Below are 15624 nucleotides of genomic sequence, written 5' to 3' on the forward strand. Positions count from 1 at the left end.
ACATGGAATCCAATATTTATTCATTTTAAAGTGTAAAAGCAAATTTTTCGATTTGTATATGTTTATTGATACAATAGAATAAACAAGCTTGAGAAGGAGAGACGAGTATGAAACAACAGATACAATTTCCGAGTGGTCAAAAAGTATTAAACCTTGGACAGGGAACGTGGAGATTGGGTGAAGAGCCAAGTAAATATGATCAAGAAGTGGATGCATTAAGAATTGGTATTGAAAAAGGGGTCACCCTTATTGATACAGCTGAGATGTACGGAGATGGAAAATCAGAACAGCTAGTTGGTGAAGCAATTAAACCATACAATAGAGAGAATTTATTTTTAATTTCTAAAGTATATCCTCATAACGCCGGAGAACAGAATATCTTTGATGCTTGTGATGGAACTCTAAAGAGGCTAGGGGTAGAGTATTTGGATATGTACCTTTTACATTGGCCAGGTAGTGTGCCACTTCAGGAAACGGTAGACTGTTTCGAAGATCTGAAGAGACAAGGAAAAATCAAAAACTGGGGTGTTTCTAACTTTGATCTTGAAGATATGCAGAACCTTTTATCTTTGAGAAATGGTGAAAACTGTCAAACAAATCAGGTGATGTATCATATGGCGTCACGAGGTATTGAAGTAGTTTTAAGAGATTATATGAGAGAAAATAATATTCCACTTATGGCTTATTGTCCGATTATTGGTCAAGAACCTGAATTAAAAGATAAAGTTTATAATAGTCCCGTAGTTAAACAAATTGCGGATGCTCATAGAATTTCAATTATCCAATTATTATTAGCTTTTGTTATGCAGCAAGATAATACGATTGCTATCCCTAAAGCCAGTTCAGCAAATCATGTCAGTCAAAACGTAGATGTTTTTGATATTCAGTTATCAGAAGAAGAATTAGCCTTACTTGATGAAGCTTTTCCGGCACCAGAAAAAAGAATACCATTAAGAGTACAATAATAAACTAAAGCACTCTATTGTTTATAAGTCGTTAATGTCGGTGTAGATCCAAGAAAGATTCAAGAAGTTGATCTTTAGAGCCTCATTACTTGAAAAAAGGAAAGTTATAGACCTGATTATACGATTTGTATAGTATCTTATGCATTTTGAGCACTTTGTTTTTTCCATAAATATAAAGATCGTTAACAAATAATGAAGAAATTCTATGAGCGAAACGTATGTTCTTAACCGTTAAAAAGATCACTTATTTTTATAAAGTGATCTTTTTAATATGGGCAAGTAAGTATTATGTAATTCAACTATGAAGATGATGAAAGTAGGAGAGATATCCATGTGAATGTGTGAGACAAGATTAAAATATGCAGCAGGAATTGCTATGGTTCAAGTAGATAGTGGAAAAATGACATATAAAGAAATGGTTCCTGATAGATTTTTAAATGATATGCATTACGATTTATATGAAAATCGATTCAAAGAGCTCTTCCTGGAAAAGGACCCCATTAGTAGGTTTCGTAGCAACTGATTCTAATCATCGTGTAGAAGGATTCAAATCAGGGGGAGAAAACAGGTTGAGAGAAAATGATTGTGAACTACATACGATTTGTCTAGTTGAAGATTATCAAGGAAAACAGATCGGCAGTAAATTGATTAAAAAATTGACTGAAGCATTAGATAAACAAAATTATCATAAAATGATTGTCCAAGTGCTAACTGGAAATGCTGCAAAGAAATTTTATGAAAAAACTGGTGCAAAATATTTAGACTCAAGTAGAATTTCAATATTAGGAAAGGTATTAGAAAAATCGGTATATAGTTGGGAAAATATAAAACAAATCATGAATTCCAAATAAATTTAGTATTTAGATTGAAATTCAATTGGAATTCAATCCAGAAAAAACGAGAAGAGAGTTTAACTTATATAATCTACTTTGTATAATATATATTATGTAAACTAATGTAAAAATTTAAGGTTGTATAGTCCAAATATGTACTATATGATTAAATACCCTATTTTTATCTATTATTTTAAAAACATTCATTAACACAAGTTCTACTAAATGTCGAATGATGTATCAGGTTCTGATGATTCGAAAATTAATCTATAATTTTAATTCTAAAACAATTTAAGATAAATAATTATCCATTTATAACAAAAATGATTGCTTATACGAATGTCGATGTTTATATAGCCGTAAATTTTAGTTTGCATAATGGTAAGCCTATAAAACTTGCTATTATATACTGCGTTCATCATTAAGATTTTTTCAAGATTAAAAATACTGAGAAATCAGCTTAATGGACTAATTTTATAACTACATAGTGCAAAGGATATTTTAACTGATTAAATCTATGATTTCATATCAGATATTAGATTCAGCAATATTGCTAATTGAAAGTACTGTGCTTTAATTTTTTGCTATTAGACTAACTAATTCAACTAACGTCATTTCCATGTAGTTTTCTTCTTTTTGCAAAGTAAACCTTTCCTCCTCTCCCCTCTCTCCTCCAATCGTTATACCTAGTAACGATCAAAGACCAGTATCCTATTTAACTTTTAAAAATTAAATAGGATATAAAAGTACCCCACAGGACCGATAAATGAATGAGGACATCACTGGTCGTGTGATGAGCGAAAAAAACGAACCCAACAATTGTTGCACTATATAAATACCGCCCATGAAGGATTCTTTTCTCGTCGACTTTGTTGCCTTGGTCATCCTTTGCTTCGATCTTTGCTTGAAAGGATTGACTAAAACTTAAAAAAATAGCAAATAAAACTGCTGATGCTGCTGCGGCCAAATGGAAAGCCGTTAGCTGATCAATGCCCATAAAAGAACCATAATCAAAAAAAGTTAATTGGACAATGATTAAAACGAACGTGATCACTCCACATATTAGAACCGCCGCTTTTTTTATCTGTAATACGAATAAACGCGTAAGTGCTAAACCTAATACAATTAAATATAAACTGTTTTCATTTAAAAAGGACAGAAAAACCGTTAATGCGAAAACTCCTAAAATATCGACTAGTGTCAGCTTTTTTCCTGTAATACCATTGACCGCTCTCAAAAGTGTCAGTATCCATGCCAGCATTAGTAGATGGATGGACTCCGTATAAAAAAGCAGGTGGAACAAAGAAAAAAAAGCAGCTATGATTGCTGAAGACTGATGTGCCGGATCGATTTCTCGAGTTACTGCCCATGTCAAAAATACGCCTCCACCTGTACTAAGACCTGAGAAAAAGTCTTCAGTAAACAACCAGCCTAGAGCAGATGCTACGAGCGTGAAAAATACAATGGTCACGTTTGTTTTATCATCTAATCGAATCTTTCTACTTAACGTGAAAATACGATCATCCCTTTATTTATCATAAGTTTTACGGACCTGTCGATAAGCACTTAAAAATGGAATAATCAATGCGGCTGCAACTATTCCGAAAATATTAAAAATCAGGCCGCAGCCAATCGTGATGAAAAAGGGTACCCAAAATGGCAATTGCATATCTTTTCCTAAGATGTACGGCTCAATGAGTTGTTTGAAAGCCTCTACCCCGATGTAAAGTAAGAGCAGCCACCAACCTTGACTGGCCGTTCCTGCTATCCATTCCCAAATTATCCAAGGAACAAATGCAATGCCGGCCCCGATAACTGGAACGATGTCTAATATACTGATGCCCAAAGCGATTAATAAAGACCAGGCGCCATAGCCGATGAACCAAAGTCCCAGCGTCAATAGAATATATGTCAGACCAATAATTTTAACTTGTACTTTTGAATAGAGCCAAATATTGCGAAAGCCTACTTGCAGAACTTCTGACCAAAATGATTTATCTAAATTCATATTTTCAACCTTCTCCTCCATAATTTTTTGTTTTACTGCCCACACACTATACCAGAATCATACCAGAAATTTGAAATCTAATGAAAGAACTACCCTGTTTAAGCAGTGGCTAATCTTTTGAATTTGTCTACATACATATATACATAGGAAAGAACAATTGCTTTTATATTAATCACAACAAAAGATAATTAGTTAATCAAGATGATTTTCGCTTGATTTCGAACACACGTTTGCTATAATGGTTTTGTAAGAAGTTACGACGGTGGCTTTAATTTAGGAGGTGGTTCTATGTCCCCCATAGTCCATTTTTCAGAAAGTAGAAGCCTGTTTTGAGTGTGAGTGATGCTTTGCAACTGATGATGGGATTTGGCATGTTTATAGTTGCTTTAATCTCTCTCATTGTTAGCATCAATAGAAAAGATAAATGAATGCACAAAAAACCGTCCTAACTTTGGCGAGTTCAAGGACGGTTAATTGTTCATATATATTTTGTCACCGTTGAATTAAACGGCTTACGCAAAGAGTCTTGTTAGCGCAAGACTCTTTTTCATTTCAAGTATATCACAATACATAACACTGTCAATCTTAAAATTACAAATTATTGAGTTCTCCTCCCTACACTCCCTTTCTCTTCATATTTACTCCACTCCCTAGGTATTAATTCTTCAAAATAATATGTTTTTTTATTTAAATGATGTTACCTTTCCTAGATTGTATTATCATAGATAGAGATACAATAAATAAATATCGTTATATATTTCATGATATTCATGTTAAACTTGTAACGAATTTAATGCAAATTCATATTCAATTTGGCTGATAATAATTTCTTGATCATCAATTATTTTTACAAAGCGAATGTCTATTAATTCCCATTTTCTTAGTTCTTGTAAGGTGAAATTATTTTTTCTCAGCACTGTTTCTAAAGGACAATCAATATTTCCATCTGCATTACAGATTACGTCGTTGTTGTCCACTGATAAAGTTATGAGGACAGTTTTACCTTCTATGATATACTTAAACTCTTTTTCCTGGGATAATTTTACTTGTTCAATTGTTGTCATATGACCACCTTTTAATTAGTTCATCCTATTAAAAAAATACCAATAATTTACTCAGTATCGTTTCTATAAATAGAATAATAACAGAAAAATGTCATATTCTTAATAATTGTTATTATTTTAACCAAATAATTAGGAGGTTTTAAAATGGAAAATGCGTATTATCACTTAGGTAAAGTCTTAAAAGTTATTAGAGAAAATAAAGGCTATTCTCAGCAAGAAATTTCTGATAGTACTATGTCAAGGTCTAATTATACAAAGCTTGAAAGAGATGAAATCAATCCAAATGTAGTGAAATATCTAGCTATTCTTGATTATATGGATATGCACCACGATGAGTATTCATTTATATTAAACGATTATAGTTTAAATGATAAAGATACTGTTTTGTATTTATATAAGCAAATGGAACAATTTCCTGAAATAACATATGTAAAAAAATTAATAAACGCTGCTAATAGTTTGCTTGAGAATCGTTATGATCACATGACAAAAGATGTGCTGAATATTGCTCAAGCTTATTATAGTTTGATGGAAGATCATAATCTTGAAGCTGCTCGTAAATATGCAGAGAGTACATGGGAGAGATTAAAGGAATTAGATAAATTCTATCTCTCAGAACTTGATTTGTTAAATGGCATTCTCTATTTGTTTGAGGTAGAAACAGTGATTTCTCTGACAGATAGAGCTTTAAAGGATCTAGAAAAATATTACTCTTTTAAAGAAGCTGAGGAGCTGAGACTATCCTACTTATCTCACCTTTCTTGCATACTGATTGCACATGAAAAATATGATCTTGCATTAAAGTATGTTGATCAGCTTATTACTAAATCTAAGAATGATAGTAATGTCATTTCTTTTGGAGCTGCACTGGTTCGTCAAGGCTTATGTCTGCAGGGATTAGATAAAGAAAAAGAAAGTCAGGAAAGTTATGCACTAGCTATTAAATTATTTCGTGTAATGGATCGGGAAGATTTGGTTAAATTAACCCAAGAAAATCCTAAACTTGTTTATAATCCTTATGGGTATGTGGATATCGAACTCAATCTTGAATAGGTTCAGTAGTGATTTCTCTATCCATTATTAATAATTAAAGACCAGTATTTTTTATAATGCCTCTAAAAGTTTAACTTTTTAAAGGTACTATAAATTTTTGACTGGTCTTTTTGTATAGCATTCTAAATATATCAAACTTTAGTAAAATACTAAAAGTGCGTGAAGCATTAAATATAAAATAAACGTAATGACCACGCTAAGCATTGTACCAATAACAAAATACTCAGAAAAAGAAGCATCTTCTACAATCAGTTTGTACCTCGCAAAAGCTTTTATAGATAGTATTGCTACAATAGGAATTAAATTACTAGAAACAAAAGACAGTAAAATCATAATCCGTATAAGGTTGATTATCAATTATCAACCTTATTTGGTTTATATATTTTTATCGAAGACTAAGAATAAGGAACAGTGTGAATTTCTAAAGTTTCTGCTCCTTGAGTCAATTTAGAAACGGGGCACCGCTTTTCTGCAGAAGCAATGATTTGTTCTGCCTCTTTAAAATCAAAATCATTGATAGAAGCAAATAACTTAACGTCAAAGAAAAATCCAACACCGCTAGGTTCACGTTTTAGCTGAATCGTACTTTCAACCTTGCTCTCGTTTGCAAAACCACGTGCTTTTAAAAGAGACTGAATAGTGGCATTAAGACATGTAGTCATAGCCAATCCAAATAATTCTTCAGGGTTAGTACCTGGGGCGTCGCTTAAAGGACTAGAAGTAACAACACGTAAACCTTCGCTGGTATTAACATAAGCAACACCATCTACTCCGTTTTTATTTACGATTTTTGTTTCAAAAAGTGGTTTATTCATATTTATTCTTATCCTTTTCTAGGCGTTAAGTCTATTCCGTCGATTTTATTTAGTTCTGGTAGCAGAGCTCGTAAAATGCGCCCACCGAAAATAAAGATGTCCATGACAGGTGCTACATCTTCTCCAGTAATACCTAAGAAACGCATAAATAATTCCCCATCTCCAGACACTAAGAAGCGATAATATCCAGATCTCATTGCGTTTAAATCGTTTAACTCAGTTAAAATATCAGGTAATTTATTTCGATCTGTAACATAACCAATTTTGCTATAGGTAATCTGGTAATTGACCCGTTCTAATTCTGCGTCGTGAATAATGACAGCACATCCAACTGGTTTAGTTTTATTTACACGTAAAGCAGATTGAAACAAGAGCTGTTTCTGTTCCACAGTATCTCCTTCTTTATTACGAATAGGAGCTGGGAGTTCTTTAGTTTGAAATTGTATCTTTTTTTCTTCAGCTAGTTTTTTAAAATTTTCTGTAATTATACTCATAATGAATCCTCCAGTTAATTTGATTGTAGTTATGGTTAAACGCTCACTCTTATTATTATAACGTAGATTGTATTGCAATTACAGTCTTCTGAACCGATTTGATTAAAATGAGGACTGTCAAAGTCAGAAAATCCTCGTTTCGTTAAAAGGAGCATGGTATACTACTCTCAGACTGATTAGGAGGAAAGAATATGGATTACACAAGAAAAATTAATTACGGTCCTGAAGAAAAGTGGGGACGGCAATCTTATTTTGATGGAGGATTACTTACTTACATATTGATTCAGATATTAGGATCGATCGTTACATTTTTTACTATTGGAATTGCCTATCCATGGGTACTATGTTGGGTATTTGGATGGAAAATTAACCATACTGTAGTAGATGGACATCGAATGCATTTTTACGGAACGGGGATTGGATTATTCGGTAACTGGATCAAATGGTTATTATTAATGATCATTACGCTAGGTATCTACGGCTTCTGGGTGGCAATTAAACTAGAAGATTGGAAAATAAAAAATACTCACTTTGTAAATTAGAAAAAATTTATACTAAGAAGGAAGCTATTTTGATAGCCCTTCTTATTTTTTTATAAATTTATTAGATGTAATAAGCTAAATTACAATATAATGAAAGAATTATTTTGATTGATTCAAAAAACTTAAAAGATATTGAATAAATATTGTTGAATTTTCAAGATTTGGCAAATGGGCTGCTTCAGGAATTACTTTCAATTTTGCATTTGGAATTTTTGAAAGTAGTCTTTTCCCTATCGCTATAAAATCTGAAACATCTTGTGCGCCATTTATGATCAATATGGGGTGACGAATATTTTCAATACGCTTCAAACTATTATCAATCAACTCAACTTCTTCTATTTCTGAAGTATCTATAGAAAGATTGTCAAAAAGCATATTATACATTAGGTCTTTGGTAGTTAAATTTATACTTTTCTCGTTTCGCTCTCTTTTGATCCAAAAATTATAGTTTAATTCTATACGTTCAGGCAAACTGCTTAGACTTTCTTCCATCTGTTCATATTCAGTTATTTCAGCTGAATCTTCCCAACCACTTATAGCTGGTGAAACCAATACCATTTTGTTAACATATTCAGGAAAAATCAAGCAAAAATCTATAGCAATTTTAGCTCCAAATGACGCTGATACAATTGCTATTTGTTTTAAATCGTAATAATCAAGTACTGTTCTGATAACATCAGTATATTCTATCTTAGTACCCAATATTTCGCTTTTACCAAATCCTGGTAAATCCATATTAATAATAGAATATTGATGGGCTAATGATTTTATTTCATTAAACCACATCCTTTTATCTGCAATACCGGCATGGATAAAGAGCACAACCTCTTCTCCAGTTCCTGATTTATCTACTGAGATCTTAGCATGTTTAGAATAGATAAATTCATTCATTAGATTACCTTCTTTTAGTTGATTTATTTACTTAAATATACCATTTATTCTAAAAAAAAGAACTGTCCTCTCCACAGAGACGACAGTTCTTTTAATATACTCATTGTAATTAACGACGAGAACGTTCTTGGATACGTGCCGCTTTACCACGTAAGTTACGTAGGTAATACAATTTAGCACGACGTACACGACCTTGACGTGTAACTTCGATATTTGCAACACGTGGTGAATGAAGTGGGAAAGTACGCTCAACGCCTACTCCGTTAGATACTTTACGAACAGTATACATTTCGCTAATACCTTGTCCACGACGTTTAATCACTACGCCTTCAAAGATCTGGATACGCTCACGAGTTCCTTCTACGATACGTGCGTGAACACGAACTGTATCTCCAGGACGAAAGTCAGGAAGATCACTACGTAGTTGTTCCTTAGTGATGTCTTGAATTAATGGATTCATTTTAACTACTCCTTTCGCACAATACTCTTAGGCACTTGTCCCAGCGGAATATTGTCAAATACAAGTGGTTGCCCACTCGACTATTAACTCTATCATATTAAGCATTTACTGTAAAGGGAATTCACTTGATTTTTTTAAATTTAATCTTTTTTCTGCCATTGCTTTATCCAATCTTTTTCCTGATCAGTTAATTCTCGCTTCTCAAGCATATCTGGTCTTCTTTCAAATGTACGCTTTAAAGATTCCATATGACGCCATTCTTCAATTAATTTATGGTTTCCGTTCATTAATACTTCTGGTACAGTCATCCCTTTATACTCAGCTGGCCGTGTATAATGAGGATGTTCTAGTAAGCCACTAGAGTGAGAGTCTGTTTCTGCAGATTCTTCGTTACCGAGTACTCCTGGAATTAGACGTACAGCAGCGTCCATCATGACCATAGAAGCTAGTTCGCCACCTGTTAGCACATAATCTCCCAGTGATACTTCATCAGTCACTAGGCTTCTAATGCGCTCATCATACCCCTCATAATGTCCGCATATAAATATCAAATGTTCTTCTTTTGAAAATTCTTCGGCCATAGACTGATCAAAAGGTTTACCTGCTGGATCCATTAGAATAATGCGTTTATTAGTTATAGGAGACCGCTGCTGGATTTCTTCAATAGATTGAAAGATAGGCTCCGGTTTGAGCAACATGCCCGCTCCTCCTCCATAAGGCGTGTCATCAACATGCTGATGTTTGCCGCTGCCAAAACGTCGGAAGTTTACCATGTTAACTTCTAATAAGTCATTTTCTATTGCTCGTTTCATAATAGAATGACTCAATGGACTATCGAACATTTCTGGAAATAAAGTCACTATATCGATTTTCATTCGTCTAACCCTTCCATTATATGAGCAGTAATCACCTTATTTCTTATGTCTACATCTAAAATAACAGGATCGATATAAGGAAGCAACAAGTCCCGTTTTCCTTCACGTTGAACAACCCAGACATCATTGGCGCCTGGGGAAAGAACTTCTTTCACTTTACCCAATTCAATTCCTTCTTCATTGATGACTGTGCAGCCAATAATTTCGTGTAGATAGAATTCATCATCATTTAATTCAAGTAGATGATCTTCACTGATTTTTAGTAATCCGCCCACAAACTTTTCTACATCATTGATTGTTGGATATCCGTCAAAAGCAACTAAGTCAAAATTTTTATGGACTCGATGTGTACGAACAGTTAATTCAACCTGTTGATTATCCTTACCAAACCAGATCAATTTGGCACCAGGAAAATAACGCTCTTCAGGTGTATTTGTAATTGAAATGACTCGAACTTCCCCTTTTAAACCATGGGTATTAACAACTTTTCCTACATCAAAATATTCCATTATTCTTCTCCTAAAAGTATATTTATTCTATAATACAAGAAAATGGAGATGTTCTCCTCAGAGGCATCCCCATTCCCTATTAATCATCAAATTAACTTACATGGATTGATCTATAGTTTTTATTTTACTAGAATCAGTAAAATATAGACTATTCTATTAATCTACAATTGTTAAACGTACACGTTTTGGTCCGTCAAATTGGATACTATAGACAATAGCACGAATGGCTTTAGCAATTCGTCCTTTCTTTCCAATCACACGACCGACATCATCAGGATGAACCGATAATAGATATTCATGGAATTCATCGGTGTCTTGCAAGTCAAGTTTGACTTCATCGGGATGACTGACTAACGGATTGACAATTGTAAGAATCAATTCTCTCATTTCTTTATCAGTCATAATACCATCCTTTTTATGTAGGATCACTTACTTGATTACGTTCAATCAAGTAAGATCTTTAATTCTGTTATTTGCTTCTTTTTTCGTCGTGGAATTTTTTCATAATTCCTTCTTTAGAAAGAAGATTTTTAACTGTATCAGACGGTTTAGCGCCTTCTCTTAACCATTTTAAAACGAGTTCTTCGTCCACTTTAACTTCAGCCGGTGTTGATACTGGATTGTAAGTTCCAACCGCTTCAATAATACGACCATCACGTGGAGCACGAGAATCCGCAACAACTAAACGGTAAAAAGGTTTTCTTTTAGAACCCATACGTTTCATACGAATTTTTACTGCCATGTTTAACTTGCACCTCCTGTTAGTGTCCAGCACTACTTGAATACATCAACTAATGCCTTCTCTCAATCTCACGAAACCTATCATAACATGCAAAGCATATGTTGTAAAGTGTTTTTTCTTTACAGAACAAATTAATTATTTTCAGAAGATTTATGCTATAGTAAAAATAAAAGGAGTTCCTAAAAATGAGCTTAGAAGATCAGGATTATATCATGAGACAAATTCAATTATTTGCTAAAGGAATCGGTAAATTTTTAGATATTTTTTCAATAAAAGAAATTCTCAAATCAGAATATTCTATTGAAGATGAGATGACAGATAGAGAGATTGAATCAATTGTGTATATGGTGAGAATAGAAGAAATACAAGCAGCAAGAAGTCTAACCGCAGAAGAAATGAGTCGGGAATTAGGAATTGATCCTGAAAGGTTAACGGTTCTTTTGAATAATGAGGAAATTGCAAAAGAAGTAGAGCTATCCAGGATTATAGAGTATGTAGAAGATAAACAAGTATGGCTTTAAGTTAAGCAATAAAAAATAAGACCTTGACAAATTATTGACCAAATTTGTCAGGGTCTTATTTCAGTAGGATTATTTTTTACGTCTGATTTTTTTCTTTTTCTTTTTATTCAAGTTTTTGGAAGCCTTATTGAAAGCCATTTTTCCTAGTTTTCCTTTAACTCCACCGCCAAATAGATTCTCCATCCCGCTCATATTGCCATTAGACATTTTACTCATCATCTCTTTTGATTGTTTGAATTGCTTGATCATGCGATTTACTTCTGCAATATTTCTAGCAGAACCTTTAGCAATTCTGCGTCTCCGTTTTTGAGATAACAGGTCCGGGTTAGCTCTTTCTTCAGGAGTCATGGACATAACAATTGCTTTCATATGAGCCATATCTTTAGGATCCATTTCGAATTGATCCATTCCTGGTATCTGGTTGACACCTGGAATCATTTTTAACAAGTCTTCCATGGGGCCCATATTCTGCATTTGGTCCATCTGGTCAATGAAGTCGTTGAAGTCATACGTGTTTTCACGCATTTTAACAGCCATTTCTTCTGCTTTTTTCTCATCAACTTCCTGCTGAGCACGTTCTACTAATGTAAGAATATCGCCCATTCCAAGGATTCGATTTGCCATACGGTCTGGATGGAAGGGTTCTAACGCATCCAGTCGTTCTCCGGTACCAGTAAATTTAATTGGCTTTTGTGTTACAGAACGGATTGAAAGAGCTGCCCCACCACGAGTATCCCCATCTAATTTTGTTAAAATTACACTGGTAATATCAAGACGATCATTAAATGTATTCGCTACATTAACAGCATCTTGTCCAGTCATGGCATCTACGACCAAGAAAATTTCATGTGGATTTACCGCTGTTTTCACATTTTCCAGTTCGTCCATGAGGGTCTCATCGATATGCAAACGACCAGCTGTATCAATAATCACAACGTCTCGGTTCGTATCTTTCGCTTCTTGAATCCCTTTTTCTGCAATTTCTACGGGACTGACCTGGTCACCCATACTGAATACAGGAATATTCAAGTCACTTCCGACAGTCTGTAATTGATCAATCGCAGCAGGACGATAAATATCGGCAGCAACCAGCATAGGTTTTTTGTTTTCCTGTTTACGTAAATAGTTCGCTAGTTTACCAGCGGTTGTTGTTTTACCAGCACCTTGTAAACCAGTCATCATATACACTGTTGGTCCGCGATCAGCGAAAATGATTTTTTCTTGTGTTCCACCCATCAAATGAGTCAACTCGTCATTCACAATCTTAACGACTTGTTGACCTCCATTAATACTTTCAAGAACTTCTTCTCCAATTGCTTTTTCCCTTACGGTTTTTACAAATTCTCTAACAACTTTATAGTTTACATCGGCTTCAAGTAAAGCCAAACGTACTTCACGCATTGCATCTTTAACATCAGCTTCAGTAATCTTTCCTTTTTTGCGAAGACCAGAAAATGCATCTTGCAAACGTCCAGTTAATCCTTCAAAGGCCATTCAGGTTATTTCCCCTCTCGTTTAGGTTCATAGCTTACTTTTTGAAGTAAATTCAGTAAGGTATCATCCTTAGCATAATTCTTTTCTGCATATGAACGGATTTCATTTAGTGCATCTTGTTTTCGATCAAAGTCTTCAACTAAATGTAGTTTATCTTCGTAGTCGTTTAAAATTATTTCAGATCGTTTGATATTATCATAAACAGCTTGTCTGCTAATGCCAAAATCTTCGGCGATTTCACCAAGTGAATAATCATCACCATAATACAATTTCATATATTCTTGCTGTTTGCTTGTTAAAAGTGGTCCATAGAAACTGAAAAGAGTATTCATTTGAAGTGTTTTCTCTAATTCCATTTATATGCTCCTCTAAGCAGTCTGCTGAATTAATTCTTTGAATAATCCATACGCGAATTTTTCTGTATCAAATGGATGAAGATCATTCATTGTCTCACCAAGCCCGACGAATTTGACGGGGATATTCAATTCTTTACCAATTGCAAGTACGATACCACCTTTGGCAGTACCATCCATTTTAGTCAGTACAATTCCTGTAACATCTGTTGTTTCTTTGAAAATTTTAGCTTGGTTCAATGCATTCTGACCTGTCGTGGCATCCAACACTAATAGCGTTTCGTGAGGAGCATCAGGGATTTCTCTACTAATCACGCGCTTCATTTTCTCTAACTCGTTCATTAGATTCTTTTTATTTTGCAGACGACCAGCGGTATCAATAAGTAAAACATCAGCCTGATGTTCTCTTGCTTGAACGATTCCATCATAAACAACTGCAGCGGGGTCTCCACCTTGTTTGGTTGATACGACTTGTGCGCCTACACGGTCTCCCCAAACATGCAATTGTTCAATAGCGCCAGCTCTAAATGTGTCCCCAGCTGCTAAGACTACTTTTTTTCCTTGGTCAATATATTGATGAGCCATTTTAGCTATTGTAGTTGTTTTGCCCACACCATTAACACCCACGAATAAAACGACAGTCAAACCGTTTGGATTGTCATTAAATATATGATGATCCGGATTAGTATCTCCATACAAATCAACCATTGTCTGAACGATCACACGTTCTGCATCAGCCATACTTTTAACATTCTGCACTTTAGATTCATGTCTTAATGTTTCAGAGATATACATTGTAGCTTCAAAACCAACATCGGATTCGATCAGCAAGTCTTCCAATTCTTCAAAGAATTCCTCATCTTCATAACGGAAATTAGCAAAAAGTTCATTTAAGCGCCGTGTGAAAGAGCGACGGGATTTCTGCAAACCTTTTTCATATGAATTAGCTTTTTCTTGTTCTATTTTTACTTCTTCAGGTTGTTTTTGTTCATTACTCACTTGTTCAGTTTCTTCTGGCGATATAATTTCTTTATCTGTATTCGTAAAGGCGGATTTGATTTTATCGAATAATCCCATGTTTTCCCAACTTTCTATTTAAATGTAGTAGGTTATTTAGAATAAATGTCAAATGCTATTTAAATCAGTTTAACACATATTGTTCAATAGCATAAGCAACACCATGGTCGACATTCGACTTCGTAACAAGATCTGCATGTTGTTTCACTTCTTCTGTAGCATTTTCCATCGCAACTCCAATACCTGCGTACTGGATCATAGCTAGGTCGTTTTCTTGATCACCAATTGCCATGATTTCGCTAACATCTAATTTTAATTCCTTTGCTAATAATGCTAATCCTTTACCTTTATCGACAGTTTTTGGTAATATTTCAAGCAAGTTGGGTCTGGATTTCATAATTGTATATCTTTCATGGAACTCATCAGGGATTTTTCTGATTGCTTCATCCAATTCATATTCATGCCAGCAGAATATTAGCTTATTCATAGCAGTAGAGTCTGGAAGAGAAGCTGTATTAATCGGCTTAAAAGCGAGTATATCCATGATGGTTGGATATAAAGAATTTTTTCCTTTGGGATAAGCAGGTTCATATACTGTATTTAAGTCAATAAAGTTACATGGAACATCTAATTCTTTACTCAATTCGTAGATTTCTAAAACCTCTTCTTTACTCATAGTGATTTGACTTAGACTTTCTCCCGTTTGTGTCCACTGGATCAATCCACCATTATAGGTAATGCCTAAATCGCCCTCTTCGAGTAAGTTACAAGCTTCAAGAATATGAAGAATTGCTTTTAAAGGTCTTCCTGTACATAATACGACTTTCACACCTGCTTCTTTTGCTCTTTGGATTGCTTGTCTATTTTCTTTTGAAACTTCTTTTTCTTTATTTAGTAAAGTTCCGTCTAGGTCTAGTGCTACTAACTTAATTCCCACTCTACACGCTCCTAATTGATTAATTCTCCTAAGATATTTTTACGTACTGAT

Annotated in this window: 22 protein-coding genes; 7 read left to right on the forward strand and 15 right to left on the reverse strand. The window is 34.2% G+C overall.

What is annotated here, in order from left to right:
* Window positions 1–107 precede the first annotated feature (107 nt).
* The 3 genes from BLT22_RS02175 to BLT22_RS02180 all read left to right on the forward strand — a co-directional run bounded on the left by BLT22_RS02175 (window position 108) and on the right by BLT22_RS02180 (window position 1816).
* Window positions 108–965 carry an aldo/keto reductase gene (locus tag BLT22_RS02175; protein WP_091760199.1) on the forward strand — a complete coding sequence of 286 codons (858 nt, stop codon included), beginning with the start codon at window positions 108–110 and terminating at the stop codon, window positions 963–965.
* Between the two features lie 337 nt (window positions 966–1302).
* Complete coding sequence (locus tag BLT22_RS12295; RefSeq protein WP_176935273.1) at window positions 1303–1488, forward strand: hypothetical protein; 186 nt, start codon at window positions 1303–1305, stop codon at window positions 1486–1488.
* On the forward strand, window positions 1424–1816 hold the full coding sequence (locus BLT22_RS02180; RefSeq protein WP_171034345.1) for a GNAT family N-acetyltransferase: 393 nt from the start codon (window positions 1424–1426) through the stop codon (window positions 1814–1816). Before BLT22_RS12295 ends, BLT22_RS02180 begins: the two co-directional genes overlap by 65 nt.
* Window positions 1817–2513: 697 nt before the next feature.
* Here BLT22_RS02180 and BLT22_RS02185 read toward each other — a convergent pair.
* Both BLT22_RS02185 and BLT22_RS02190 read right to left on the reverse strand, forming a co-directional pair.
* Window positions 2514–3269 carry a hypothetical protein gene (locus tag BLT22_RS02185; RefSeq protein ID WP_143020614.1) on the reverse strand — a complete coding sequence of 252 codons (756 nt, stop codon included), beginning with the start codon at window positions 3267–3269 and terminating at the stop codon, window positions 2514–2516.
* Between the two features lie 57 nt (window positions 3270–3326).
* A complete protein-coding gene (locus BLT22_RS02190) occupies window positions 3327–3806 on the reverse strand; it encodes an AI-2E family transporter (protein ID WP_176935280.1) in 480 nt (159 codons plus the stop codon).
* A gap of 335 nt (window positions 3807–4141) precedes the next feature.
* On the opposite strand from BLT22_RS02190, the gene BLT22_RS02195 reads away from it, so the two are divergent.
* Complete coding sequence (locus BLT22_RS02195; RefSeq protein ID WP_091760211.1) at window positions 4142–4234, forward strand: putative holin-like toxin; 93 nt, start codon at window positions 4142–4144, stop codon at window positions 4232–4234.
* A 345-nt stretch (window positions 4235–4579) separates the two neighbouring features.
* Here BLT22_RS02195 and BLT22_RS02200 read toward each other — a convergent pair whose 3' ends face one another.
* On the reverse strand, window positions 4580–4870 hold the full coding sequence (locus BLT22_RS02200) for a hypothetical protein (protein WP_091760214.1): 291 nt from the start codon (window positions 4868–4870) through the stop codon (window positions 4580–4582).
* 144 nt (window positions 4871–5014) lie between these two features.
* On the opposite strand from BLT22_RS02200, the gene BLT22_RS02205 reads away from it, so the two are divergent.
* Window positions 5015–5923: a helix-turn-helix domain-containing protein gene (locus tag BLT22_RS02205; RefSeq protein ID WP_091760218.1), complete on the forward strand. Its 909-nt coding sequence runs from the start codon at window positions 5015–5017 to the stop codon at window positions 5921–5923.
* 395 nt (window positions 5924–6318) lie between these two features.
* Here BLT22_RS02205 and BLT22_RS02210 read toward each other — a convergent pair whose 3' ends face one another.
* Window positions 6319–6738: an OsmC family protein gene (locus BLT22_RS02210; protein ID WP_236048769.1), complete on the reverse strand. Its 420-nt coding sequence runs from the start codon at window positions 6736–6738 to the stop codon at window positions 6319–6321.
* An 8-nt stretch (window positions 6739–6746) separates the two neighbouring features.
* Window positions 6747–7232: a hypothetical protein gene (locus tag BLT22_RS02215; protein WP_087059486.1), complete on the reverse strand. Its 486-nt coding sequence runs from the start codon at window positions 7230–7232 to the stop codon at window positions 6747–6749.
* 191 nt (window positions 7233–7423) lie between these two features.
* On the opposite strand from BLT22_RS02215, the gene BLT22_RS02220 reads away from it, so the two are divergent.
* The gene (locus tag BLT22_RS02220; RefSeq protein ID WP_087059488.1) at window positions 7424–7774 is read left to right on the forward strand and encodes a YjgN family protein; all 351 of its coding nucleotides are present in this window, start codon (window positions 7424–7426) and stop codon (window positions 7772–7774) included.
* Window positions 7775–7873: 99 nt separating this feature from the next.
* On the opposite strand, the gene BLT22_RS02225 is transcribed toward BLT22_RS02220, so the two are convergent.
* The 6 genes from BLT22_RS02225 to rpsP form a co-directional block, all read right to left on the reverse strand.
* On the reverse strand, window positions 7874–8665 hold the full coding sequence (locus tag BLT22_RS02225) for an alpha/beta fold hydrolase (protein WP_087059490.1): 792 nt from the start codon (window positions 8663–8665) through the stop codon (window positions 7874–7876).
* Between the two features lie 109 nt (window positions 8666–8774).
* On the reverse strand, window positions 8775–9125 hold the full coding sequence (gene rplS, locus BLT22_RS02230; RefSeq protein ID WP_072694905.1) for a 50S ribosomal protein L19: 351 nt from the start codon (window positions 9123–9125) through the stop codon (window positions 8775–8777).
* Between the two features lie 140 nt (window positions 9126–9265).
* Window positions 9266–10000 (reverse strand): tRNA (guanosine(37)-N1)-methyltransferase TrmD, encoded by a 735-nt coding sequence (trmD, locus tag BLT22_RS02235; RefSeq protein ID WP_091760224.1) that lies wholly within the window; start codon window positions 9998–10000, stop codon window positions 9266–9268.
* Window positions 9997–10512 carry a ribosome maturation factor RimM gene (gene rimM, locus BLT22_RS02240; RefSeq protein ID WP_087059494.1) on the reverse strand — a complete coding sequence of 172 codons (516 nt, stop codon included), beginning with the start codon at window positions 10510–10512 and terminating at the stop codon, window positions 9997–9999. The genes trmD and rimM overlap by 4 nt, the downstream gene beginning before the upstream one ends.
* A 153-nt stretch (window positions 10513–10665) precedes the next feature.
* Window positions 10666–10911 (reverse strand): KH domain-containing protein, encoded by a 246-nt coding sequence (locus BLT22_RS02245; RefSeq protein ID WP_072694908.1) that lies wholly within the window; start codon window positions 10909–10911, stop codon window positions 10666–10668.
* Between the two features lie 67 nt (window positions 10912–10978).
* Window positions 10979–11251, reverse strand: coding sequence for a 30S ribosomal protein S16 (gene rpsP / locus BLT22_RS02250; RefSeq protein ID WP_087059497.1), 273 nt, complete (start codon window positions 11249–11251; stop codon window positions 10979–10981).
* 185 nt (window positions 11252–11436) lie between these two features.
* Between rpsP and BLT22_RS02255 the strand changes: the two genes are divergently transcribed.
* The gene (locus BLT22_RS02255) at window positions 11437–11772 is read left to right on the forward strand and encodes a helix-turn-helix domain-containing protein (protein ID WP_091760227.1); all 336 of its coding nucleotides are present in this window, start codon (window positions 11437–11439) and stop codon (window positions 11770–11772) included.
* 69 nt (window positions 11773–11841) lie between these two features.
* Here BLT22_RS02255 and ffh read toward each other — a convergent pair whose 3' ends face one another.
* The 4 genes from ffh to BLT22_RS02275 all read right to left on the reverse strand — a co-directional run bounded on the left by ffh (window position 11842) and on the right by BLT22_RS02275 (window position 15573).
* Window positions 11842–13266 (reverse strand): signal recognition particle protein, encoded by a 1425-nt coding sequence (ffh, locus tag BLT22_RS02260; protein ID WP_087059500.1) that lies wholly within the window; start codon window positions 13264–13266, stop codon window positions 11842–11844.
* 5 nt (window positions 13267–13271) lie between these two features.
* Window positions 13272–13622, reverse strand: coding sequence for a putative DNA-binding protein (locus BLT22_RS02265; protein ID WP_087059502.1), 351 nt, complete (start codon window positions 13620–13622; stop codon window positions 13272–13274).
* Window positions 13623–13634: 12 nt separating this feature from the next.
* Complete coding sequence (gene ftsY / locus BLT22_RS02270; RefSeq protein ID WP_087059504.1) at window positions 13635–14696, reverse strand: signal recognition particle-docking protein FtsY; 1062 nt, start codon at window positions 14694–14696, stop codon at window positions 13635–13637.
* A 64-nt stretch (window positions 14697–14760) separates the two neighbouring features.
* Window positions 14761–15573, reverse strand: coding sequence for a Cof-type HAD-IIB family hydrolase (locus tag BLT22_RS02275; RefSeq protein WP_236048770.1), 813 nt, complete (start codon window positions 15571–15573; stop codon window positions 14761–14763).
* Between the last annotated feature and the right edge of the window lie 51 nt (window positions 15574–15624).

Origin of the sequence: Marinilactibacillus psychrotolerans (assembly GCF_900101525.1) — a bacterium.
In the GTDB taxonomy this organism is placed as follows: Bacteria; Bacillota; Bacilli; order Lactobacillales; family Carnobacteriaceae_A; genus Marinilactibacillus; species Marinilactibacillus psychrotolerans.